Annotated in this window: 19 protein-coding genes; 4 read left to right on the top strand and 15 right to left on the bottom strand. The window is 40.0% G+C overall.

The window, feature by feature from the left end; all coding sequences use genetic code 11:
• Positions 1 to 146: 146 nt before the first annotated feature.
• From atpA to J4N25_RS10350, 6 genes are all read right to left on the bottom strand, one after another.
• Positions 147 to 1721 (bottom strand): F0F1 ATP synthase subunit alpha, encoded by a 1575-nt coding sequence (gene atpA, locus J4N25_RS10375; protein ID WP_207422116.1) that lies wholly within the window; start codon positions 1719 to 1721, stop codon positions 147 to 149.
• 101 nt (positions 1722 to 1822) lie between these two features.
• Complete coding sequence (gene atpH, locus J4N25_RS10370; RefSeq protein WP_207422115.1) at positions 1823 to 2368, bottom strand: ATP synthase F1 subunit delta; 546 nt, start codon at positions 2366 to 2368, stop codon at positions 1823 to 1825.
• A gap of 50 nt (positions 2369 to 2418) precedes the next feature.
• Positions 2419 to 2928 carry a F0F1 ATP synthase subunit B gene (locus tag J4N25_RS10365; RefSeq protein ID WP_207422114.1) on the bottom strand — a complete coding sequence of 170 codons (510 nt, stop codon included), beginning with the start codon at positions 2926 to 2928 and terminating at the stop codon, positions 2419 to 2421.
• 104 nt (positions 2929 to 3032) lie between these two features.
• Positions 3033 to 3245, bottom strand: a complete 213-nt coding sequence (gene atpE, locus J4N25_RS10360) for an ATP synthase F0 subunit C (RefSeq protein ID WP_207422113.1) — start codon at positions 3243 to 3245, stop codon at positions 3033 to 3035.
• A gap of 39 nt (positions 3246 to 3284) precedes the next feature.
• Positions 3285 to 4430: a F0F1 ATP synthase subunit A gene (gene atpB, locus J4N25_RS10355; RefSeq protein ID WP_207422112.1), complete on the bottom strand. Its 1146-nt coding sequence runs from the start codon at positions 4428 to 4430 to the stop codon at positions 3285 to 3287.
• Between the two features lie 400 nt (positions 4431 to 4830).
• Complete coding sequence (locus J4N25_RS10350; RefSeq protein WP_207422111.1) at positions 4831 to 5079, bottom strand: AtpZ/AtpI family protein; 249 nt, start codon at positions 5077 to 5079, stop codon at positions 4831 to 4833.
• 222 nt (positions 5080 to 5301) lie between these two features.
• Here J4N25_RS10350 and porW point away from each other — a divergent pair, with 222 nt between their 5' ends.
• From porW to uvrC, 3 genes are read left to right on the top strand one after another with little or no spacing between them, the layout of a single operon-like run.
• On the top strand, positions 5302 to 8130 hold the full coding sequence (gene porW, locus J4N25_RS10345) for a type IX secretion system periplasmic lipoprotein PorW/SprE (protein WP_207422110.1): 2829 nt from the start codon (positions 5302 to 5304) through the stop codon (positions 8128 to 8130).
• 1 nt (position 8131) lies between these two features.
• Positions 8132 to 10393 (top strand): transglycosylase domain-containing protein, encoded by a 2262-nt coding sequence (locus tag J4N25_RS10340; RefSeq protein ID WP_207422109.1) that lies wholly within the window; start codon positions 8132 to 8134, stop codon positions 10391 to 10393.
• Positions 10394 to 10449: 56 nt separating this feature from the next.
• Complete coding sequence (gene uvrC / locus J4N25_RS10335; RefSeq protein ID WP_207422108.1) at positions 10450 to 12273, top strand: excinuclease ABC subunit UvrC; 1824 nt, start codon at positions 10450 to 10452, stop codon at positions 12271 to 12273.
• Positions 12274 to 12303: 30 nt separating this feature from the next.
• Here the strand turns inward: uvrC and porN are convergent, their stop codons facing one another.
• From porN to J4N25_RS10295, 8 genes are all read right to left on the bottom strand, one after another.
• Positions 12304 to 13305 carry a type IX secretion system ring subunit PorN/GldN gene (gene porN, locus J4N25_RS10330; RefSeq protein WP_207422107.1) on the bottom strand — a complete coding sequence of 334 codons (1002 nt, stop codon included), beginning with the start codon at positions 13303 to 13305 and terminating at the stop codon, positions 12304 to 12306.
• A gap of 13 nt (positions 13306 to 13318) precedes the next feature.
• Complete coding sequence (porM, locus tag J4N25_RS10325) at positions 13319 to 14839, bottom strand: type IX secretion system motor protein PorM/GldM (RefSeq protein ID WP_207422106.1); 1521 nt, start codon at positions 14837 to 14839, stop codon at positions 13319 to 13321.
• A gap of 60 nt (positions 14840 to 14899) precedes the next feature.
• Positions 14900 to 15706 carry a type IX secretion system motor protein PorL/GldL gene (gene porL / locus J4N25_RS10320; protein ID WP_207422105.1) on the bottom strand — a complete coding sequence of 269 codons (807 nt, stop codon included), beginning with the start codon at positions 15704 to 15706 and terminating at the stop codon, positions 14900 to 14902.
• A 55-nt stretch (positions 15707 to 15761) separates the two neighbouring features.
• The gene (gene porK, locus J4N25_RS10315; protein ID WP_207422104.1) at positions 15762 to 17090 is read right to left on the bottom strand and encodes a T9SS ring complex lipoprotein PorK/GldK; all 1329 of its coding nucleotides are present in this window, start codon (positions 17088 to 17090) and stop codon (positions 15762 to 15764) included.
• 332 nt (positions 17091 to 17422) lie between these two features.
• Positions 17423 to 18190 (bottom strand): uroporphyrinogen-III synthase, encoded by a 768-nt coding sequence (locus tag J4N25_RS10310; protein WP_207422103.1) that lies wholly within the window; start codon positions 18188 to 18190, stop codon positions 17423 to 17425.
• A gap of 8 nt (positions 18191 to 18198) precedes the next feature.
• A complete protein-coding gene (locus J4N25_RS10305) occupies positions 18199 to 19218 on the bottom strand; it encodes a DUF4271 domain-containing protein (protein WP_207422102.1) in 1020 nt (339 codons plus the stop codon).
• The gene (locus tag J4N25_RS10300; protein WP_207422101.1) at positions 19218 to 20834 is read right to left on the bottom strand and encodes a BamA/TamA family outer membrane protein; all 1617 of its coding nucleotides are present in this window, start codon (positions 20832 to 20834) and stop codon (positions 19218 to 19220) included. Before J4N25_RS10300 ends, J4N25_RS10305 begins: the two co-directional genes overlap by 1 nt.
• A gap of 179 nt (positions 20835 to 21013) precedes the next feature.
• Positions 21014 to 22804: a PAS domain-containing protein gene (locus J4N25_RS10295; protein WP_207422100.1), complete on the bottom strand. Its 1791-nt coding sequence runs from the start codon at positions 22802 to 22804 to the stop codon at positions 21014 to 21016.
• A 198-nt stretch (positions 22805 to 23002) separates the two neighbouring features.
• Between J4N25_RS10295 and J4N25_RS10290 the strand changes: the two genes are divergently transcribed.
• Positions 23003 to 23230 carry a hypothetical protein gene (locus J4N25_RS10290; protein WP_207422099.1) on the top strand — a complete coding sequence of 76 codons (228 nt, stop codon included), beginning with the start codon at positions 23003 to 23005 and terminating at the stop codon, positions 23228 to 23230.
• Between the two features lie 538 nt (positions 23231 to 23768).
• On the opposite strand, the gene J4N25_RS10285 is transcribed toward J4N25_RS10290, so the two are convergent.
• Positions 23769 to 24788, bottom strand: coding sequence for a PorP/SprF family type IX secretion system membrane protein (locus J4N25_RS10285; protein WP_242695850.1), 1020 nt, complete (start codon positions 24786 to 24788; stop codon positions 23769 to 23771).
• Positions 24789 to 24801: the final 13 nt, after the last annotated feature.

Genomic DNA, 24801 nt, shown 5'->3' with positions numbered 1-24801 from the left:
TAAGAGATGTGACATATTTGACAAAGTCTTATATGCTCAAACTCATCCCGCTTTTGATCTATTTATCAAAAAGATTCCAGAAGTTAAGTTTGTAACCGGATTGATTTCCAACTTCCAAACCTAACTTCTTAAATCTAGTATCTTCCTTAGTATCTTCCTGAAAGCTCTTTAGCTACAGTTTCAAGAACTCCTGTAATTTGATCATCAAACTTACCAGCTTTTAATGCTTTCAAAGTTTCAGGATGACGAAGTTCTAGTTGCTGAGTATATTCAGCCTCGAACTCTTTCACTCTATTTACAGGCACTGAACGTAACAAACCTTTGATACCGCAATAGATGATCGCAATTTGTTTCTCAACTGTTACAGGAGAGAATTGACCTTGTTTAAGGATCTCCACGTTACGCGCACCTTTATCAAGAACAAGCTTCGTAGCAGCATCAAGATCTGAACCGAACTTAGAGAAAGCCTCTAACTCACGGTACTGTGCCTGATCAAGCTTTAATGTACCTGCTACTTTCTTCATCGACTTAATCTGAGCGTTACCACCTACACGAGATACAGAGATACCTACGTTAATAGCCGGACGAACACCTGCGTTGAACAAGTTAGACTCCAGGAAGATCTGACCATCAGTGATCGAAATTACGTTAGTTGGGATATACGCAGAAACGTCACCCGCCTGAGTTTCGATGATAGGAAGTGCTGTTAATGAACCTCCCCCTTTTACCAAATGCTTAATAGAATCAGGAAGGTCGTTCATGTTACGAGCAATCTCGTCAGAGGCATTGATCTTTGCAGCACGTTCTAACAAGCGACTGTGAAGATAGAATACGTCTCCAGGATAAGCTTCACGTCCAGGAGGGCGTTTAAGTAGAAGGGAAACCTCGCGGTAAGCAACAGCCTGTTTTGATAAGTCATCATAGATGATCAATGCAGGACGTCCTGTATCACGGAAGAACTCACCGATAGCAGCGCCGGAGAATGGAGCAAAGAACTGCATTGGAGCAGGGTCTGCTGCAGAAGCAGAAACAACTACTGTGTATGGCATAGCGCCATTTTCTTCAAGTGTACGAACGATTTGTGCTACTGTAGAGTTTTTTTGACCAACAGCAACATATATACAGAATACTGGCTGTCCAGCTTCGTAAAATTCTTTCTGATTGATGATCGTATCGATACAAACGGCAGTTTTACCAGTTTGACGGTCACCAATCACAAGCTCACGCTGACCACGACCAATTGGAATCATAGCGTCGATAGCTTTGATACCAGTTTGAAGAGGCTCAGTTACAGGCTGACGGTAGATAACACCAGGAGCTTTACGCTCGATAGGCATCTCGTATAGTTCACCCGCTAATGCACCTTTTCCATCGATAGGCTGACCTAACGTGTTAACAACACGGCCAAGCATACCATCACCTACTTTAATTGAACCAATACGGTTAGTACGTTTAATAGTATCACCTTCCTTAATTCCGGAATAATCCCCCAGCAATACGACACCCACATTATCTTCTTCAAGGTTCAATACGATACCTTGTAAGCCGTTTTCAAATTCAACCAATTCTCCCGATTGAACCTTAGTGAGACCGTAAACACGGGCAATACCATCGCCCACTTGTAGAACAGTTCCCACCTCCTCAAGCTCGGCCTCTGATTTAAATCCCGACAATTGCTGGCGCAGAATAGCCGAAACTTCGTCTGGTCTTACCTCTACCATAGTTTTATTTATAAATTTTAATTTTTTAAATCTTGAATACTTTTCTTAACAATAAAATGATCAAGGTCACAACCTGATCAACACAGCTTCACAGCTGCAATTTAGATCTTACGGCCGAATTCTTTCTTAAGCTGATTTAATCGGCTGGCAATCGTTGTATCAATCTGCCTGTCACCAACTTTAAGAACGAAACCACCAATAAGGTCAGGATTTATCTTTGATTCCAGTTCTACAGACCCACCGTTGGGTAAAGATTGTTGAACAACCTGAGTAATTTCCGCTTTAACAGCTTCAGATAAGGGACTTGCCGATGTAACAGTAGCCCTTACAGTGCCTTTAATTCTGTTATACTCGTTTATAAATTCTTTTGCAGTTGGGAATAAAATAGAGGAACGTCCTTTGCTAACTACAATTTTAAAAAACGACAATACAACCGGGTTGAACCCGCCAAATAATTCGTTCAGAATACCTAGTTTTTTATCCGTATTGATAATAGGATTCTTAAGAATAGCCTGCAATTGACTACTAGCACTTACAACAGAGATAAATGTATCAATATCTAGTTTAATCAGCTCTAATGAGTTCTGCTCCTTAGCAAGGTCAATTAAAGATTTTGCGTACCGGGAGGCTACTTGAATTTCAGACATAATTTTAGCTTGAATTAGAATATCAAAGTATGATATTCCTGCTTACGCGATTAGTTTAATTTAACCTCTTTTAACAAGTCAGAAACCAAGGCTTCCTGTTTGCTTTGATCAGCAAACTCTCTGCGAAGGATCTTTTCTGCAATCTCAATAGACAACGATGAAACTTGATTTTTTACGTCGGCTAGTGCAGCAGCCTTTTGACCTTCTATTTCAATTCTTGCCTTTTCGATCATTTTTGCGCCTTCAGCTTGTGCAGTAGCACGTGATTCAGCAATCATTTTTTCCCTTAGTTCTTTGGCTTCCTTAAGAATCAAATCGCGTTCAGCGCGTGCTTCTTTTAATAATGACTCGTTCTCACTTGTCAATCTAGCCATTTCTGCTTTTGCATTCTCAGCAGCTTGCAAAGCCGATTCAATGTGGCGCTCTCTCTCGTGGATAGCTCCAAGGATTGGTTTCCAGGCTAGCGCTCTTAACAATACAAATAGTATCACAAAAGCAAGTGTTGACCAAACAACAAAACCAATGTGGTGATTTAATAAACCTTCGAATAATTTATCCATTGTTTTCTATCGAAATAAAGTTCTGACTTAGAGATAAAGAGCCGTCTGATAACCAACCGTTATCTAACGGCTCTTAAATTGAGTTCTTGCTTTAGGAACGAAAATTATCCGTTTCCTAATAGAGCAACTACCACACCGAATAGCGCAACACCCTCGATAAGAGCGGCAGCGATAATCATAGCAGTTTGAATTTTTGAAGCAGCTTCAGGCTGACGAGCAATACCTTCCATTGCTTTACCACCTAATTGGCCGATACCTAAACCAGCACCTAATACTGCCAAACCTGCGCCAATCGCAGCAATTGAACCACCTACCATAATTGATATATATTTATTTAATTAAAAAATGATTTCAGATTAATGATGATGCTCATCTACAGCAGTTCCAATGAACAATGCTGTTAGCATTGTGAAAATGAAGGCCTGAAGAAACGCAACCAACAACTCAAGAACATCCATAAACAAAACAAATGCAACAGACACAGGCGCCAAAGCAATTGATTTGAAAATAAAGATCAACGCAATTAAACTCAACACGATAATGTGTCCGGCAGAAATGTTCGCATACAAACGGATCATCAAGGCGAATGGCTTAGATATAACACCGATGATCTCTACAGGAATCATAATTGGATACAACCACCATGGAACATCAGGAAGAAGGATGTGCTTCCAGTAATATTTGTTTCCATTTAGATTAACAACAACAAGTACTATAAATGACAGAACAAATGTCATGAAGATATTTCCTGTTACGTTGGCACCCCCTGGGAAAAGCGGAATCAAACCAAGCAAATTATTGATCCAGATAAAGAAGAACAAGGTCAACAATAAGGGCATGAACTTGCTATACTTATGCCCGATGTTAGGACGGGCAATTTCATCTCTCACAAAAAGAATAATTGGCTCGATAAATGATTGAAGACCCTTAGGAGCTTTTCCTTCTCTTTTCTTATAAGCTGAAGAGACAGATGAAAAGATAATAATAAGTAAAGCTACAGAAATCCAAATCGCTAAAATATTCTTAGTGATAGAGAAATCATAAACCTTTGAAGATGCCTCTTTATCGATAGCCCCGCTTGGGTTTACAACAAAGATCTTATCTTCAATAAGCTTGTAGGTGTAGAACTTACCTTCGTAAGCTTCCTCACCATGATGAAATGCAGAAGACGAAAACGTTTCAATACCTTTATCTGTATATAATATAACAGGAAGACCGATTGAAGTATGCCCCCAAAGATGCCAAGTATGGGAATCAGCAATGTGCTCCATAATAACAGTAGTTGGATCAAACTTTTCGTCTGCACCATGTGCGGCTTCATGCCCTGCAGCTTCAGCGCCAGCTTGGTGCTCCGCGACGTTCAGGATAGTGTCGGGTGCTTTTCCGAGAGATGTATCAGCCTGAGCTTTTACAGCAGTCTGATAGTTAACAAAAATTAAAAAAAGAGCAAAAACAGCACTAAATCTAATTTTTTTTGAGTTCAAAATGCGGCTTAAGGACATTTATTGCGAGTTTTTTATGTTTTGTTTTGGTCGCGCAAGTTACATAACAAGCCATAAACTTCAAAGGCAGTGAACAAGAAATATAAAGAAAAAAACTGAATTGCAAATGAAACGCCGTTTACATTGATTTTCAGGAGGTAAGCTAATACAAACCCCATACTAAAGAGCATCTTTATAGTAATAGACCCAATAATGGTAAACGTACCAGTTTCAGGTCCTTTTCTGATACCGATAAGGGATACGGAATAGGCAATGAGGGTAATAAAAAATTGAAAACCAAAAATCACCCAGAATTTAGGAACAAGAGAAACACTTTTACCACCGAATTGGGCAATTGAAAAAAAAACAACACCTAAAACAAGAGCAATTAGTGAAAAAAGTAAAGAAAAACGGAAAAAACTCAAGGATTTAATTTCTTAATTGAACGAATTACTAAATACAAGGAGCAAAAAACTCCTAGCAAACTCAAAAAAGCGGTCCATAAAGGTGTTTTAGAATTTTGGCGTTCATCTATTTTATAACCTATAAATGCAAACACCGCAATAACTGCAAACATTTGAAATCCCATAGCTGAATACTTTGCGTACGCACTAAAATATTTACGCTGCTTGGCCAGGCCCTTTTCTTCTTTGGTTTCTTCTGTTTGCATAAGCCCCGCTGAAATGTCTCCATCAAAAATAACAAATTAACCTACATTTAGTTGTCATTTAATTTGCATCCGCACTTAAAACTATCCCTTAAATGTACCCTTTTTATTATTTTTCAGTAATAAGAGTATTTGTGCAAATAGTATCTTTAACCACATTTGCTTACGGATAATATTTTTCACAAAGCTTTGTTATTGTATTAGTTTAGTCAAACCTGAATAATTTTGAAATCTGTCTATTTATCTGTAGCTGTACTTCTTTCCTGGCTGCTTATCGTGAGCGGATGCAGCTCTTCCAGAGACACAACTGCAAGCAGAGGCATGCAAAATCTTACTTCAAGATATAATATTCTCTATAATGCGAATATTCTTCTCGACGAGAGCGTTCGGAATATGAAGACTACTACTCCAGACGACTACAGTCAGCTGATCTCAGTTTACAAAGAGCCGGATGAAGCCGCAGCCCAGGCTATTTCTTCAGATCTTGATTCGGTTATCGGAAAAGGTAAGAATATCGTTGAAGATAAATTATACAGTAATTATGTAGATGATGCTTATTTCCTTATTGCAAAGGCTAACTATTATAAGGCCCGGTTTTTCTCGGCAGCAGAATTCTTTACCTATGTTTACAATAGCTACCCTGACGAAGATGAGCTGAGACTGCAAGCACTTACCTACCAGGCCAGATCCCTGATTCAACTTGATAAACTTCCGGAAGCGAAAGAATCCCTCGATACAGCTCTGAAACATATCGACGATTCAAAAAGAACAAAGAAACATGAGGCTGATGTATACGCAACAAGAGCTCAATACCTGATAAAAACAGGTAAAGAAGCTGAAGCAATCGTGATGCTGCAAAAAGCACTGGATGCCAAGGGTGTTAAACGGAATAAACTTCGTTGGACTTATGTATTGGCACAGTTGCAGGATCGTAATCAGCAATACGCAGACGCCTATAAGAACTATTCTTCAATCGTAAAGAGCAACGCTCCTTTCAATATGGCATTTAATGCTGGCTTAAATCGCATTGCGATAGAAGACGCCAGGAGTGGGCAGCAGGTTGATAAAATAGCCAGATTAAAATCCTTGCTAAAGGACGAAAAGAACAGGAATTTCATTGATCAGATCTACTACAGGATAGGAGATGTGTATTTGAGCCGGAATCAAACTAATGAAGCGATAACAAACTATAACACCGCTATCAGGCTAAGTGCTACTAATCAAAATCAAAAGGGCCTCTCCTATTTGCGAATAGCAGATATCTATTTTAAAAATGGAGACTATGTAAGTGCTAAAACTTACTACGATAGTACACTCACATCACTCTCTCCTTCCTTTAAAGGCTATGAGCTGATTCGACGCAAAGCCAATAATCTCGAGCTGCTGGCTAGTCGTTTCCGTATTATCGGAAGAGAAGACACCCTGCAGATCTTAGCGAGACTTCCAGAAGGAGAAAGACAAGCAAGGATTGGAGCCTTGGTAAGGGAACAAATTGAAAAGACACAGTTTCTTAGCAGTAACAATTCAGCACCGGAAACAATGGTAGCCGGACTTGACCGACCGGAAGCTGCAGGAACTGTTCAGGAAGGAAAGTTCTATTTCAATAACACTTCAGCAATAAGTCAGGGTCTGAACGATTTTAAAAGGCGTTGGGGAAATCGTCCCCTGGAGGATAATTGGAGAAGGAGCAGTAAAACTGCTGCTGAACATATTACAAGTGTTATGGGAGATCCGGATGCAAGCCCCATTAATTCAGGAAACATTGCCAATCCGGGAACTGCTAGTCCCGCAACTCCTGAAGCAATAAGAAATTACTACGTTGCCAATCTCCCTCTTACAGAACCGGCCCTCCAACTATCTAATCAGCGCATTGCCGACGCCTATTACGATATTGCAAGCTTCTACCGCGACGAATTAAAAGACAATGCAGAGGCTATAAAAATTTTTGAAGAACTACTAAAAAGAGTACCTGAAAGCAATTATAAACTCTCTATCTATTATAACCTCTATCGACTGTATGCGGATATTAATCAGCAGAGATCGGAGGAATACAAGAACCTTCTGCTTACTAAGCATCCTGAATCTCCTTTTGCAAAAGTAATTCTAGATCCCGACTATAGCAGGAAAAGTTCAGAGAAAGAGTTCGCGCTAAATGAGGCATATAATAAGGTTTATGAGCTTTACAGCCAGAAAAAATACCAGGAGGTAGTAACAGGAATATTAAAGGTCGAATTCGACTTCGGGAAAAATGTTCTATCGCCTCAGCTCTCCTATCTGAATGCTTTGGCTATTGGTCATCAACAAAAACTTCCGGCCTTTGAGCAAGCCCTAAAAAACCTCGTTAACTCATTTCCGGAGGATAAACTAATAACACCTCTAGTTAAACAGCACCTATTATATATAGATAACAACAGGATCCTATTTGCCAATAGGACAACAGCCCTAACAGAGTTTAACCCGTTTGAACCAGTAGTAATTGAACCATCTACCCAACAGGTAGCAGTTGCTACAAATAACCCTGCTCCTGTTAACACTCCGACTCCTGCAACAGATAAGTCATCAGTAAAAGTAACTGAAGCAACACCGATAGCTGAACCAGCACCGGTAGTGAAAGATAATTCGACAGGTCAACTGCCACCTAAAGCTACTGTTACTACTCCATCAGTAGAGGTCCCAAAGGCAAAACCTCTGTATGACCTTCCCTTGGTTGCAGAATACTATTTTACAATTCAAGTCACAGACCCCGCTGCTAATCTTAGCTCATCCAGGTTTGGAATTGGCCAGTTTAACAGGTCGAGGTTTGCCGACAAGCCAATTAAGCATCAGGTGAAACTGGTAAATGATGAAAGTCAATTAATTTTTGTAGGACCGTTCGAGAATCGTGACGAAGTAAAAGCCTATGAAAGAGCAATTCTGCCGCTAGTTAAAGATATAATGAAGGTACCTGCTGAAAAATACAATACTTTTGTGATCACAAAAACAGAGTTGGATAAACTTGCAGACAACTCGAAGATTAATGCATATTTAGATTTTTATAAGAACAGCAGCAGATAAAATGCAAAAAAAGACAAACACATTAACAAAAGAAGATATAACCCGGTACACCATTACCTTTTGGAAAATCGTTATCGGTTGTATTGCTTTTGGTATTATTCTACTTTTCAGCGTTGGCTTGGGCTTATTTGGAGAACTTCCTTCTTTTCGCGATCTGGAAAACCCTAAAAGCAATCTTGCATCAGAAGTAATTTCAGACGATGGAGAAGTTTTGGGAACTTATTTTGTACAAAATAGATCTAATGTGCGCTATGACCAAATCTCGCCCCATGTAATAAATGCGCTTATCGCTACCGAAGATATTCGTTTTTACAGTCATTCCGGGATCGACTTTAGAAGAACCTTTAGCATTCTTTTCTATAACCTAATTGGAAAAAAGCAAGGGGGTAGTACCATCACCCAGCAGCTTGCTCTAAATATGTTTCAGGAAGAAGGTCGCGCACGCAACCCCTTCAAACGCTTTATTCAAAAGTTACAGGAATGGATCATCGCGATCAAGTTGGAACGAAACTATACAAAGGAAGAGATCATCACTATGTATTTGAACACAGTGGATTTTGGCTCTTACAATAGCTTTGGAATAAAAGCCGCAGCAAGAACGTATTTTGATACAACTCAGGATAAATTAACCGCCGATCAGGCCGCTGTTTTAGTAGGTATGTTAAAGGGAACCTACATCTACTCCCCCATCAGAAATCCGGAGAACGCCTTAAAAAGAAGGAATACGGTTTTGTCAAATATGCATAACGCTAATTTCCTAAGTGATGCTGAAACTGCCGAACTTCAGGCAAAGCCATTGATCCTCAAATTGAATCCTACATCGCATAATGAAGGACTTGCAGCATATTTCCGGGGTTTCCTGAAAAAAGACATTCAAAGAATATTTAAGGAACAAAAAATTGCCAAAGCAGATGGTACTCCTTATGACCTTGACCGGGATGGCCTGAAAATTTATACTACCATCAACTCTAAAATGCAACGTTATGCAGAAGAGGCTCAACGTCAATACATAAGAGAATTACAGGTACAATTCGTTAAGCAATTCAAAGGTAGGAATCCTTTTAAATTTGAAGAAGCCGACATGGTAATTGAACAAGCAGTGAAGCGCTCTGATCGATACCGTGTACTAAAAGAAGAAAATCTGACAGAGAGTGAGATCTGGGAGAACTTCAGAAAGCCGGTAAAAATGACGGTGTTTAGCTGGAACAAAAAAGGTTCGAAAGACACCACGATAAGCCCATTGGATTCTATCAAATACTATAAACTCATCCTTCGTAATGCAGTAATGTCAATGGAGTCCAGCGGTCAGAATGCTGGGTACATCCGGGCCTGGGTAGGCGGAATCAACTACGAATACTTCAAATATGACCAGGTGAAGATGGGAGCAAGACAGGTTGGGTCGACCGCTAAGCCTTTCACTTATGCGGCGGCTATTAATGCTGGCTATTCTCCTTGCTATAAAGAACCTAATGAGCCTATTACTATCAACGGTTGGACTCCTAGGGCACACAAACCAATTCCAGGTTATATCACACTCAAAACGGCTCTTGCCCATTCAGAAAACTGGGTAACCGCACGCGTTATGAATCATGTTGGTCCTACAGCGGTCTCAACTTTAACAAAAAAGATGGGGATCACTACAAATGTTCCTAACTATGAATCTATTTGCCTGGGCTCTTTTGACGCTACCCTATTTGATATGGTTGGAGCCTATAGTGTTTTTGTAAACCATGGAATATGGAACGAACCGACCTATCTTCTTCGGATTGAAGATAAAAACGGCACGCTGATATATGAACAAAGTCGAAAAGTAGTTGAAGCATTGAATCCCCAAACTGCTTATGTAATGACCGACATGTTAAAAGCAGTTGTGCAACAAGGAACTGGAATGAGATTGAGAGGTCCAAAGTATCGGATCATGAATCCCGTAGGTGGCAAAACGGGAACAACACAAAATAATTCCGATGGGTGGTTTATAGGAATAACCCCTCAACTGGTAACCGGTGTCTGGACGGGGGCTGAAGATCGTGCTATCCATTTCCTTTCGATGAATCAGGGAGAGGGAGCTAATTCTGCTCTTCCTGTGTTTGCTTTGTATATGAAAAAGGTATATGCCGATCCTTCTCTACATTACTCGAAGGGTGATTTTGAACCACCTCCGGGAGGTTTAAACATCACTATAAATTGCGACGCTTACGCACCAAAGCCAGCTACAGACTCAACAGCAACCGCTGCACCACCAGCTGAAGATCCAAAACCATAAATTTAAAGGGACAGCCGAACAAAGCTGTCCCTTTACTTGTGTGAATGATAACGTGAATGGAAAAATTTAATCACCGCGAAGCTTTAAAACAAATTCCGCCTCGCCCGGGCGTCTACCAATATTGGGATGCTGCTGGCGAACTTATATATATTGGAAAGGCAAAAAACCTTAAGAACCGGGTTTCATCCTATTTTAACAAAGACAATTACAAAATCAATGCGAAGACAAAGGTTCTGGTAAGTAAAATTGCCAACATAACCTTTACTATCGTAGATACCGAGATCGATGCATGGCTGCTGGAAAACAGCCTTATCAAGAAGCATCAACCCCGGTATAACGTTATGCTGAAGGATGACAAGACCTATCCATGGATTGTTATCAAAAATGAACGGTTCCCACGCATATATTGGACCAGGAGGATTGTTAAGGATGGCTCTAAATATCTTGGGCCATATGCTTCTGTAAGCATGATGCATACTATACTTGATCTAGTTAAAGAGATCTACCCTTTGCGCACCTGTAACCTTGATCTTTCCCCTGCCAACATCGCTGCTGGGAAATATAAGGTATGTCTCGAATATCAGATAGGAAATTGTAAGGGCCCCTGTCAGGCATTGCAATCCCCTGAAGACTACGACCAGAGCATAGAGGATATTAAAGACATCCTAAACGGTAAGACGGGACTTGTAATAAGGAAAGTAAAGGCCGCTCTGGAATCAGCTGTTGCTAACTTAGACTTTGAGCTTGCTCACCGACTGAAACGCCAGTACGATCTCCTGGAGAAGTATCAAAGCAAATCTACTATAGTAAACTCATCAATATCAGATCTGGATGTATTTAGCATAGCATCGGATGAAAAACACGCGTTTGTGAACTTCTTGAAGATCATGAATGGAACGGTTATTCAAACTCAGACCCTGGAAATGAAAAAGCGTCTGGACGAGACAGATGAAGAATTACTAACTATTGCTATCTCCGAATTCAGGAGCAGGTTCAACAGCCACTCAAAGGAAATTGTAGTTCCATTTGAGATCGAGATTGATGATCCTGGAATCAGATTCACAGTTCCAAAATTGGGTGAGAAGAAGAAGCTCCTCGAATTGTCTCAGAAGAACGTTAGTTTTTTTAAGCGCGAAAAGCTTGAGCAGTACGAGAAGCTTAATCCCGAACACCGGACTGACCGGCTCCTAACTCAAATGATGAAGGATTTGCGCCTCAATCAATTGCCGAAACACATTGAATGTTTCGACAACTCAAATTTCCAAGGGAAATATCCTGTTTCAGCTATCGTCGTATTCAAGGACGCAAAGCCCTCAAAAAAAGATTACAGGCATTTTAACGTTAAGACAGTAGAGGGCCCCAATGATTTTGCAACGATGGAGGAGGCTGTCTATCGCCGCTATAAACGGATGCTTGAGGAGGGAGGAACTCTGCCTCAACTGGTGATCATTGACGGAGGGAAGGGGCAGCTTTCTGCTGCGATGAAAAGCCTGAAGGTATTGGGCATAGAAAATCAATTAACAGTTATCGGCATTGCAAAACGCTTAGAAGAGCTTTTCTATCCCGGGGATCAATATCCCTTATACCTGGATAAGAAATCTGAGACATTGAAGATCATCCAGCAATTACGCGATGAGGCACACCGCTTTGGTATTACATTCCATAGGGCAAAGCGGAATAAGGGAACTTTGGCAACAGAACTCGAAAGGATTCCGGGAATCGGCAGAACAACTTCTGAGAAACTTTTAAAACAGTTCAAATCGGTAAAAAGGGTTAGGGAAGCAACCGAAGAGGAACTTTTAAGTGTTGTAAATAAAAAACAGGCAGAAGCTCTGAAAAGCTATTTCGAATTGAATAAAAAAACCCCGGCAGAATCTTAATCTACCGGGGTCTTTTTTTATCAGAATTACTTAGTATGACCACAAATCGTGTTCATAGTCCATAAGTTCCTTTTTAACTCTATCTGATTCGTAAAGGCGGTCAATGCCCTGTGCATAATCCTTAATCCTCAAATCATCAACGTTAGATTCTTTAACAATGTAACTAGAGAATAACCGTTTCATAAACACATCATCAAAACTTAACCCTGTTGCATCGTTCATGCGACTTACAACTTCTTTAGTAACAAAGATCTGTCGGGCTTCAGGAAAATAGATCCAGAAAGCTGGTTGTTCACCTAAATCCTGTCCTGCAGCTTTGATCTTAACCATAGGAGCAATACCTACAATTCGTGGTTCAAAAATGGAACGCTGTCTGTCAAAGATCCAGTCCTCTTTAATTTGAAATTTAGTCACGCTATCAGGGTTAAATTCACCCGCTCTCACGCTTGTACCTATCTGTTCGCCATTATTATTGAACTCAGGAACAATAACACTGTCAGCAAACTTTGCCATAGCCTCTTCAGGCTTCAGAATATTACTGAACTCATCACCTCCGCGATCTTCCTTTGTAGGAGCAGCACTGTAAGCTGTTAATTCTCCTGCCATTACAGCGTTCATAATAACATCTATAAGCCTTGCTTTAGGCGATGCATAGGTTGCATTCATCTTCTCCCTTAAGTCAATCTCCCTCCAGATGCGCTTTTTAAACATCACATCCGATTCGCGAAGATTAGCGTAAGGTGTTACGCTTGCTTTAAAGATATTATCTTTTTTGAAGTATCCGTCTAAAGGTCTTTCAGTCGGAACTTTAGAACTTGCTTTAGAAGCTGCCGGTTGCTGAGCAGGCTCTGCTGCCAGTACACTATTATCTGTCGAAGCAACAGCAGGTGTAGAAGCCTTAGTTTTAGACGCCGCGGTACGGGTCTTAGTAGCTACAGGCTTCTTTTTAGAAGCAGTTCTAGGTTTAGCTTGCTGTGCGAAAACACCAACACTTATCATTACCGAGAGCAAAATCAAGCTTATCCTCTTCATAAAACTTCCTTTTTTAGTTTGCACTTAATGCGATTGAATTTAATTGACGTTGTGAACCATCCGGACCAACTGCAACAATACCATCGAAGATCACTTTAGATCCTGGAGTAATAGTGCTTATAGCAGACTGCATAGCGCCGCTCAAAGTATTACCAGATGTTTGTAATACGACAGCGTCTGCCCTAGGTTTCACGATTATAAGATTAAATCTGGTTACAGAGAAGTTAGCATCGAACTCGAAACCTTCAAGTACTGCGAACACTTTATTCTGAGCTTTAATCGCTACCGTAGGTAAGCTACCTCCGGTTTTACCACCAAATTTAGCAACCGGGTCAGGAATACGTTTCACACGGAACCTGGAGCTACCAATATTCTGGGTTTTTCCACCAATGTTAGCAGAAACGTTTACAGTAGCTTCTCCAGGAGAACTTACTTTTACTGTATAGCTACCACCTGATCCGGAAATACTTCCACCAGACATAGACACATTTATGCTCTCTTTAGGGATACCAGGAGCTGATACTGAAACCGGGTTTGGTACACCAATGTAGAACACGTTCATCTTATCAGGAGATACAACCGCTGATGGTCTTGCAACCTGATATTTTTGCTCCGGAGTCTCATAGTATTTGACAGATCCGTCAGTTTGTTTCACCGCAATCTTACCTTTCCAGCTAAATACGCCTTCACGGCCAGTGTTTACCGAATAAACCCCTCTTCCGTCTTTCACCTGTAAAGATGATCCGTTTACAGAGATTGAAGGATTTGCTTTTGAATCATAAGCAGTTAAGAACACTTCAGCAGTATAAGGCTGGCCCTGGATCAAATATGAAGTAGGAGCAACTGCCACTGCTGCAAATTTATCAAGGTTAACTACTGCCTGATCCATCTTACCAAAGATCTTTTTTACAACGTCAGACTCTGCGTTCTTAACGTCAGATTGCAATTTAGTAAGGATAGTCATGGCCGCAGTTAAAGGTGTTCCTTCACCAAAGTTTACATCTGCCCACTTTTTGTTTCCTTTTTCAGGATCTTTAGCCTCTAATGAGAAAGTTACCGTTTGACGCTCCTTTGCATCTAAAAGACCCAAAAGTTTTTCTCTGGTTTCGTTCACTTTCTTTTGAAGCTCTTCACCTTTTTTCTTATTGACCATGATACCAGGAGCGATATCAAGGTTAGCTCTCTCTACCAAGTCGCCAGTTTCGGCATCAATTCCCTGACCCGCAGTAGTGAACTCCTGTTTTATTCCTTCAATATATGTATTTAGCTCTGCAGCAATAGCTTGTGCTTGCTTAGCCTTCTCGTACAATGGTTTAGCACGAACAGGCTCTTCTTTCAACTTTGTTGCTTCAAAAGAGCTAAACAATTGCGCAACGCTTACATCAACGTTCTTGCGCGAGGTTTCTAAACTATCGTTAATGTTTTTGAATGCATTTAATATAGTATCAGAAACGTTCAGTGCGAGCATAGCGAGCAATACCAGGTACATGATATTGATCATCTTCTGCCTTGCTGTTTCTTTTCCTCCAGCCATTTTTTATTTTAAGCTTGTTTTCTGAAAATTTAGATTAATAAAACCAATTTAAAATGCGCGTTAAACGCGAGGCTGATTCATTGCAGATAGCATATTTCCGTAAACAGAGTTCAAAGAAGCAAGGTTCTTAGCCAAACGGTTCACTTCATCTTTGAATTGTTTAGAATCGTCTAATGACTCATTGAAGTTTTGCATAGTCAATGATAAGTTCTGATAGAATTTATTCATTGATTTCAAGTGAGCACTTGAATCCTGTAACTCAAGTTCGTATACTGCATTTAATGCTGACAAGTTCTTTGCAAGGTTATTCACCTGCTCGTGATATGCCTTGGAATCAACATTAGTATTAGCCATTTCAGTCAGGTTAGCTGTTGCTTTATCAAAAGCTGAACTTAATTTATCGAAGCCAGCACCTGCAGTTTTAATTTTGTTAGAAAATTCTACTGTTGCCGTAGCAGCATCAGCGGTGTTAGATATTGCAGCTACTTTATCACCGAAAGTACGCAAACCTGTGCCGAGACTGTTAATTAATTCAGGTCCAATTTTAGCGTCAGCTAACATTTTATCAAGAGCAGCAGTGTTTCCAGTTTCAACTTGTTGTTTAGGACGCACAGACGCTTTAGGTAGTTCTCCATCGTAGTCATCTGCTAATTCAGGATATACTTTATGCCAAGCAGGATCTGGTTTTGGTGGGAAAAATCCAGTTAAGAAGAATAGGAATGCCTCCACTCCAAGACCCGCACCGATCATAATGTTACCCCAAACACCTCCTAAGTGAAGGATCTTAAATAACGCACCAAGAATTACAATGGTAGCTCCCCAAGAAATTGCAACGTGCAACCAATCAAATTTTTTCTTTCCAGCCATGTTTTTTTTTAAAAGAATTAAGGATAATATAAGTGTTATTTGTTATGCTATTTAATTAATGCTTATCTCTAATATCTCTTCCTGTGAATGCAGTTACGCAACGGAAGCCTATGTAAGATTTAGCAGTATCTTGATATTCGTAGGATTTAGTCGAATTTTGAAGGAAATACCCAATGTCTTTCCATGATCCTCCTTTAATAACCTTTCTTTTCAATACCTCAGGATCATTGGCCTTAGCTTCATAATAGAATGTTGGGCTCAAATCATGGGTAAAGGTTGAGGCCGACTCGTCGTATGCTGAAGAAGTCCACTCTGCTACGTTTCCAGCCATATTGTACAAACCGAAATCGTTAGGGAAATACGACTTAACATTCACGGTATAGGCTCCACCATCGTCGATATAGTTACCTCTGCCAGGTTTAAAGTTTGCCATCAAACAACCTTTTGCATTCCTGATATATGGACCGCCCCACGGGTAGTCGTTTCCAATCCTTCCACCACGGGCTGCATATTCAAACTCCGCTTCAGACGGCAGAGAGAAAGGCAAGCGGCTTAACCTCGGCATACCTTTACTTTGAGCATAGTTTGCATACAAGTTAGTACGCCACACTGTAAATGCCCGTGCCTGGCGCCATGTAACACCAACTACAGGATATTCTGCAAAGGCAGGGTGGGAAAAGTAACCTTCTACCAATGGTTCATTTTGTGCATATGAAAAGTCTGCCAACCAAACAAGGGTATCCGGATAGATTGCAACAGTGTCCCTGTAGATATTATCAGAACGTTTTCTGTTTTTGTCACCACGGTGATTTGCAGCCTCGCGTTGAAGCATAATTGCAAAATCGTATTTTAGCAGGCGTACATCCACTTCGTTCCTGCCAAAGATCTTGTCTTCTCCCTGGTAGTACATGTTCTGTAACTTCGAAGCATTGGTATTCCCTTTCTTCTTGCTGCCCCAAATTGCAGCACCGTTACCAACTTTTTTCCAATCAATATATTTAGTACCATCAGCGTTTGCCGCCGTAGCGCCCTTACCCTTAGGTTTAATGTAAAATTGATCGTCCTTTAAGTAGTCAGTAATTGCAATTGAATCTCGAACCCAGTTAACGAACTGATGATACTCACTATTAGTGATCTCAGTTTCGTCCATAAAGAAAGCAGGAATTGTCACCTGCTTGTTTTGCGCTATTTGAGCGAAAGTTATATCCTGATCGGTTTGCCCCATCACAAAGGTTCCTGCCGGTACATAAACCATACCTAGAGGAATTTGTGTTGTAGGAAGTCGCTTTTGACGCACCCCTACTAACTCTCCATTACTTGCTCTCCCGCACCCACTTACTGCCGCCATTATCACAGCAAGAGCTATAAAGTAAATTTTTCTCATTGTCACTTAGATAGTATACTTGCAAAAAACGATTCTAATATATTGAAAAAACTTATCTACAACATAAACTTTTAACTTGGGCGGTAGAATACGCCTTTTTCAATATATCTTCTCCTCGTAATCCACAAGTACCACCTGTTACGAGGTTGGGTGATGCAAAGTTTCTTGAATTTTACTTTTTTTATTAATAAGACCTTTATCCCGAGCTATTGAAGATATAAAACGGGCATTAGAGCCAGAAAGATAATAGATCTTAGCCGCTGAAAATGAGCCTATAAAGCCAATAGCTCTACAAGTAGAGCTATTGGAAATAAGTATTACTTAAAAGAAATTTATTTATTAACCAGCTTGATATACTGCTCAATGGCCATAGTCATACTAGGAGCATTGGGTGTCGGTGCCGGAATATCAACAATAAGTTCCCTTTCAGCTATTGCCTTTTGTGTGCTAGCCCCAAATGCAGCTATACGAGTGTTATTCTGTTCAAAATCCGGGAAGTTTTTATACAAAGACTGGATGCTGGAAGGACTAAAAAAAGCGATCACATCATAAAAGACGTCTCTAAGATCAGACAAATCACTACAAACAGTTCTAAATAATACTGCTGGAGTAAAGTTGTAGCCATTTTCTTGAAGAAACTTCTGTGTTTCTTCCGCAGCTACATCTGAGCAAGGATACAGGAAGCGCTCGGAAGCATGCTTTTTAAGAACCTCAGCCAGATCAGCCGCCGTTTGCTTTCCAAAAAATATCTTTCTCTTACGATACTGGATATACTTCTGAAGATACAGAGCAATCGTTTCCGACAAGCAAAAGTACTTTAGCTCTGAGGGCACCTCATATCTCATTTCCTCGCAAATGCGAAAAAAATGATCAGCTGCGTTACGGCTCGTGAAAATCACTGCTGTATAATCAGGAAGATTAATCTTCTCTTTCCTGAACTCTTTTGCCGGAACACCCTCAACGTGTATAAAAGAGCGGAAATCTACCTTCACATTATATTTCTTAGCAAGATCATAATAAGGAGATTTTTCAGTATCCGGTTTAGGAAGGGTTACTAGGATACTTTTTACTTTCTTTTTTCTTGCATCAATTGATTGCATACTGTCCTTTAGAATCTAAGAGCTTTAATTAGTACTAATAATGGGCAAATTTCGAGGGCACAAAGATAGATAAATAAATAGATTAAAGGAAACTTGTAGCTAGATAAAATATTTGTGATAGCCCTCAAAAATTGGAAAAAGTAAATAAGTATCAGCAATATAAGAGATACGTATATATAAATAATCCCAAATCTGCCAGCAGTTAGACTAAGAGCAATAACAACAGGTAAAAAAAGCAGGCCAGCGTTAAAATAAGTAAGGAACAAAATTGAAATATACTCGCTCGCGATCTTTTCACCCTTAAATACAAAACCCAAACATTTAATTAGCAAGACTTTTAAGGTATAAAAAGCAATCACAATTATTGAAAGTCTCAAAAACCAATGCACGCCGACGTAATCGTATGACAACTGATAGTACCGGCAACATTGATATAAGAACATTCCTATAATAAAGCCAAATAGCAGGTATAAAAATACAAATGGCCAAGAGCTGAAAAACTGTTCCTCCTTATTGATCTGCCCTAATATCCTGTTGCTATAAAATGCGTGAATGAGTGAGGTAGACTCTTTTGTAAACCGGCTCTTAAGGATTGCAAATAACACCAGAAGAATAAACAAGAAGCCAATAACCCAGAGGTCCCCCTTCTTTTTCAACTTACCTTCATCGTACTTCTGGACCTTCTTAGGGAACCGGGAGGCCCACTCTTGAAAGTTGAAGTCTTTTACAAGGTAAACTTTAAGCAAGCTGTCAACGAATCTGTTCGGCCTTTCAGGGTCAGGTCTTTTGATATTAACCATGGCCAATGAATCCCCTACAGCACGAATAGAGTCCTCTACCCTTCTAATTGAATCTTTACGTTCAAGCCACCGGGCAAGGTAGGCCGAATCCCTAAAAACAAATCTTCGACCAGAGGTAGCTTGCGGAGCCTGATCGGAGGTACGTTGAAGAGAATCAGTTTGAGCTGAGCCCTTAATTACACTAAGAACAATCAACAGAAACAGTACAATAACCTTTTTAAACAACATTAGAACAAAGTAACCAGGCCGAAGTGAATTTTTCCGCTTTGCAAATTTAGCGGATTATCTTTTTGTTTTCCTAAAGCATAACTCAGAGAAAATATGCCTGTGTTTACACGCAAATTAATTCCAGCCCCAAATCCGAGTGGGTCATCTTTAATAACAGATGAAATCGTCGACCTCTTTAGGAATCCCTGGTTGATGAAGGCAAACAAATAGGAATAGTTTTCTATCATTAACCGGTATTCGGCATTGAAATAGGTATAAGAACTGGCTAGCATCGACTGCTCGTTAAACCCCTTTAGACTATTAAAGCCTCCTATCCTATAAAGTTCATTATCAAAAAGATTCTTTCCTACCAGTATTCCAGTTTCGTTGTTAAACCTCAAAACACTTCTGTTAGAGACTGGGAGATAGACATCTATCTTTGAATTTACTCTATACTGCTGACTGGCTCCTTGTATTTTATCAAAATTTGACGGCAATTCACTAAATTTTCGCTTCCCTGATTCTGCAGTTAGGGTGAAAGACATTCCACGGGTAGGTGAGATGGGCGAGTTTAGGTTTTGATGTAAAAATCCAACTCCATAGGTGGTTGAGTTAGTACTAGCAAAATTAGGAAAAGAGTTGCTTGCAGTATCCAAGTTTATCGGTGAAGCTGACCGGTTTTGGACAAGTAGAGATAGATTGCCACCAGGTAGTCTGTAATTAAAAGAAGCCCGGGAATTTATGTTCTGAAAATCATCTCCTTGTTTATACAAATTAAAACCTAGAGAAATCCCAAAAGGAGTAGAAAACAGCTCGCTAAGATTAAGTCCGAGGTTGAGCTCTTTACTCTTCTGAGGCAATCCTTTGTAATTGAACTCAATTTGCTCTGCTCTCCCGAAAGCATTCTGCAAATGAAGCTTTAAATCGCCTATGAACTGAAGTTTGCCAGTATTATCGTTGGGCAAAAAACCTAACACACCATCAAACTGATTGATTGGCTGCTTCTCCAAAAACAGCGTAATTTTCGCCTTATTACCAGTAAAACTTAACACCGGCGGCTTTACCGACTTTATAAAGGGTATAGTTCTTAAACGGTCCGCTACTTTATCTATTGAGCTTTGTCGGAACACCTCCCCCTGTTTTAAGTCCAAAAAAGACTCAAGATACCTCCGTGATACCTTTGAGTCTCCAGCTATTCGCAGAGAATCGTAGACAATAAAACTACCGGTCTCTGCATGTAGCGAGGCCTGAAGACTGGATACTCCTAGTTGCACACTATCAAGCCTTATAACAGTAAAAGGGTATCCACGGTCAGAATACAACGTTAGGAGCTTTTGAATAAGTCTTTCGATCTCATTAGGAATAAGATTCATACCCTCCAAACCATTGTCAGAAAAACCTGCCTTCGTTAGATAATCTCCTGGTATATTCCCTCTTGAGATCCTGCTGATCCGAAAAATGTTATTGGGAGTAATAGTTGCAGTTACCTTCCCGCTATTCCATTCAACTTTACTTACCTCGGCGAGTAAATACCCCTCTCCTCTCACCTCAGCCAATACCTCTTTGATCTTTCCAACAACCGCAGTACTATCTTTTAAGGACAACTCTCCGATCTTATGCAAAATTTTGAGTGGCAAGCTGCTGCTTTGGAATCGCAGGGAGTAGGTTTGAGACATCAGCAAAGGCTGCGAAACAAAGAATAGGAGGAGCAAACAAATAAATCGTTTCAATGCCTTAAAACTGTTCAATAAGCAGACTTTCAAATCTTATCAATTCAAGCCGGATAATAAAGATTTTTCCAATAATTATTTAGTAGTTAATTGTAGGTTTTTCTCGCGATCTGACGTGTTATCTCGTCGAGCTCGCAGCCACTCAGCTCCAGAAGCTGGATAAGCTCTTTGAGATCACTTTCCTCAGCAGCTTTTATAGTTTGTATTAAAGCCAGAATGTTAGCAAGGGGTTTCCGGATATAATGTGAATTGATACGAGCGATCTCTCTTAGAACAGTATTTTGTTTAAGGATCTGCTGTTGATGTTCCTTAATCTCTGTATGGTCCTGCATAGCGCCACACATTCTGGTAGGCTTTCCAAGACTATCTCTTAGAATGAACCCCGCCTCTTTTATATGAGCATAACAACCATCTGCTTTCAAAAACCGATATTCTGCGTTCCATAATCGTTTAGAGGGATCGTTAAGGCAAACCTCCAGAGAAGAAACTATTTCTTGCAGATCATCAGGATGCACCTTCTCTTCCCACCACCCTAGTCCTGTCACCGAATCTCTATAGCCAAAAATTTTTTCCAGACCTTCTCCCCAGTAAAGTTCATCGCTTAATATATCCCAATCGTAAATTGCATCTTTTGAAGCTTGGGTGACCAACTTGTATCGCTGTATATTCATGGCCAGAAAATCACGGGTTTGGTGACTTTCAATAATTATCTGAGTAAATGTAGCAACACGCTTTATAAGCTCATCATCAGCTTCAGAAGGGGACTTGAAGCCTTTGTAAAAAACAGCAACGCTAGCCAAAACATCCTCCTTCTGGTTGATAATTGGATAGGACCAACAAGAATTTATGTTATTCTCTTTTGCAAACTCCTTGAACTTATTGTTAGCGTTAGAAGCGCCAATATCAGGAAAACCACAACTTTTTTTGTAGTAAACAGCTGTTGAACAGGTGCCAATAAAGTCGGGAGCGATCGGAAATCCCATTTGAAATAGATCAATAAAGCGGGAAACCTTTGGTGAAGACAAAGGAATAATTAAATTTTCCTTCTTATTAACCAAATTTACCGCCAGTCGCATTTCTGGGTAGATCTTTGTTAATTCACTAAGATAGAAGTCAATAATATGTTTTAAACTGTAATCAGAGATTGTGTTCATTTTAAGTACACTCTTCTCTAATTTCAAATTGAGCTCGCGTAACTTGCTATCTGTAATATCTTTAAAAAAAATAGTGAGATTATTTTCAAAAGGATATGCGGAAACTTCGAACCAGCGCTTAAGGGCAGTAGCAAAACCGGCCACTTTAACATGAACATTTTCACAAAAGGCTTTTTCGTAAGCTTTGAAGAAAGAGCTGGCCTCAAGTTTATAGAAGAAATCCATTAAAGAGCGGCCATTTATTACTTTATCATTTAACCCAAGTAGCTCTACAGCTCTTTCATTATAATCTAAAATATTGTACTCTCTGTCTACCAGAATGAAGCCGTCGATGAAATTTTCGCTTAAGTTCTTTATTCGTGACAAGGCAGCCTTTTGAACTTCCGAATTCAATTGCTTTTCTTCAGTAATATCACGGACTGAGGTATAAATAAGATTATCTTCAGGATTTAGGCTCCTACTCCAGGATAGCCATCTGTAGTCGCCATTTGCATACCTAAACCGGTGCTCAATTTTGGTGGAGGAGTTATTAGTGCCTAAGTTGAGACTAACTGGGAGCCTATCCTCAGGATGAACGAAGGAGATGATAGGTTGAATTAAAAGTTCTTCTTCTGAATACCCTGAGGTGCGCTGAAAAGCAGGGTTAACAAGTTTGAAGTATCCATCCAAGCCCTCTATACACAGCAGATCATTAGAAAAGTAGAAAAATTTATCTGTGTGCATTGCTAGCATATCTTTATAATAATATCCTTTTCCTTAATGTCCAAAAGCGGATTCTAGCATTAGAACAAAGCCTAATTCTGTCAACATGTGCTTACGTAACTGCATTTTCGAGGTTACAAATATTTGAACACCAGGTTTATATTTAATCTCCTAAACAATTGGATAAAACAAGGGACCTTGATGAGGTGTTGTTAAGATATGGAAATATTCGACATCCAGATAATGCTTAAAGATGGGAGCCTGGCGCCCTATCAGGTCCAGAATGAGCGCGGTTCAGATCTATATAAAGTATTTGAACAAGAGAAACATGTTGCCACCTTCGCTGCGTCTAGGGATGGAAGCTGGAACTTAAATGAAAACCCTGAAAACATTAATGAAGACCTTGAGCATCGACTTATTAATCAGTTGAACGGTTTAAGGTATTAACGCACAAGGCAGCGTAAGCAGCGCAAAAGTGGGGTATTTGCCGACTTGCTAAGCTTCAATGAAATTCTTATCAGAGCTTAAACTTGCGACTTTCTGAAAGTTTAGAAAGCCGGCACCTCCCCTATTTATTAACTTAAAAGAAATTCCGGTGAAGATAATTCTTTACACCTTGCCTAGGTCTCAACCGTATCTAAACCATATCTTCACCGTATCTTGACCGACTCTCCACCGACTGGAGTCGCGAAAAATACGAAGGAAACACGCTTCAAATACCTATCGTATAAGTTAAATAACCCCACTTGCTAATCTCGATGTATTGTGTTTTTTATTACCAGACAATTCAGATTATGCGAGTAGAGATAACTCAGCGTCGAATAGCTAGAACTAGTCGAAAAATTATTGGTCGATCCTTAAGTACAAATGGGGAAGTAGATATCTAAGATATACCAAAAGCCCATGGAATATGAAGGCTGCGAACAACCTCTATTCAATGGGCTAATTGGAAATTTACGGCCTTCGCCGTATTAATCTGAGGAGTTTAAAAATAACGGGGACTTAGCGAACGGAAAATCCTTTTCGGGAAAGTAATACCAAGGGTAATTTCATGGGAACCGTTTTGAATTTTACTAAGTTCATTTAAGTTGTAATCGTAAGAATATCCCAATCTCAGATTATCATTAAGAAAGAGTTGAGCCACCGCTGAAACAGAGTTAGTCTCACTTAGGCTCTGGTTCTTTGAATAATCTTTTTCCCAAAGTTTCAAGCCCTGACGATAAGAGCCACCGATCCAGAACTTATCCCGGAAAATGAACATTGAATTAATGTCAAGACTTGTGGGGCCTTTAAAGTCCTCCTTGACCAAAATGCTTGGGCGGATCTTAATGTCTTCATTTAAGCCTAAGACAGTGCCTGCAATTAAATAAAAATGTTTATCATGCTTTATCACAGCCGCATTATCGGTCTCATTGCCCATAATTTTTGACGCGAAATCAAAATCAGCGAAAATATCCATCATAGAAGCCCCAATGTATACTTTACTGCTGGAGTAATATATGCCGAAGCGTGCATCTGGTATAAAGCTGTGAGTAGTTCCCTGTGACACGTATGAGTCGGTACCATCAATAGCGCTCAGCTTACTGTAGTCAAGCCCGTATTGAGATACACCAACTCCTAGACCAAAAGCAAGGCAACTTGACCCCTCGTCATTTAATTGCAGACGATAGGAATAATTGACATAAGCTGAATTAGCGCTTTGGGGTCCTAGCTGGTCGGAGGTAATTTGGAGACCGATCCCCATCCGCTTTGTTTCCGGATCGATAAGGCCGTCGATTGATACCTGCCCAGTCTTCGGTGCATCTTCAATTCCCATCCATTGTGCCCGCAAGCCCATCTGCCCAAACCACTCCTCCTTGTAACCAGCATAAGCAGGATTTACACTTAAGGAATTAAAAATATATTGAGTAAACTGAATGTTCTGTTGTGCATTCACATTAACTATAGCGAATCCCAGCAGTGCAACTGCAGTTAAAACACTTCTAAAAATAGTCCTTTTCATCATCTCTGATTCCTCC

This window comes from Desertivirga brevis (assembly GCF_017355835.1).
The sequence above is the reverse complement of the archived record's forward strand: the minus strand, read 5'-3'. Positions and strand labels throughout refer to the sequence as shown.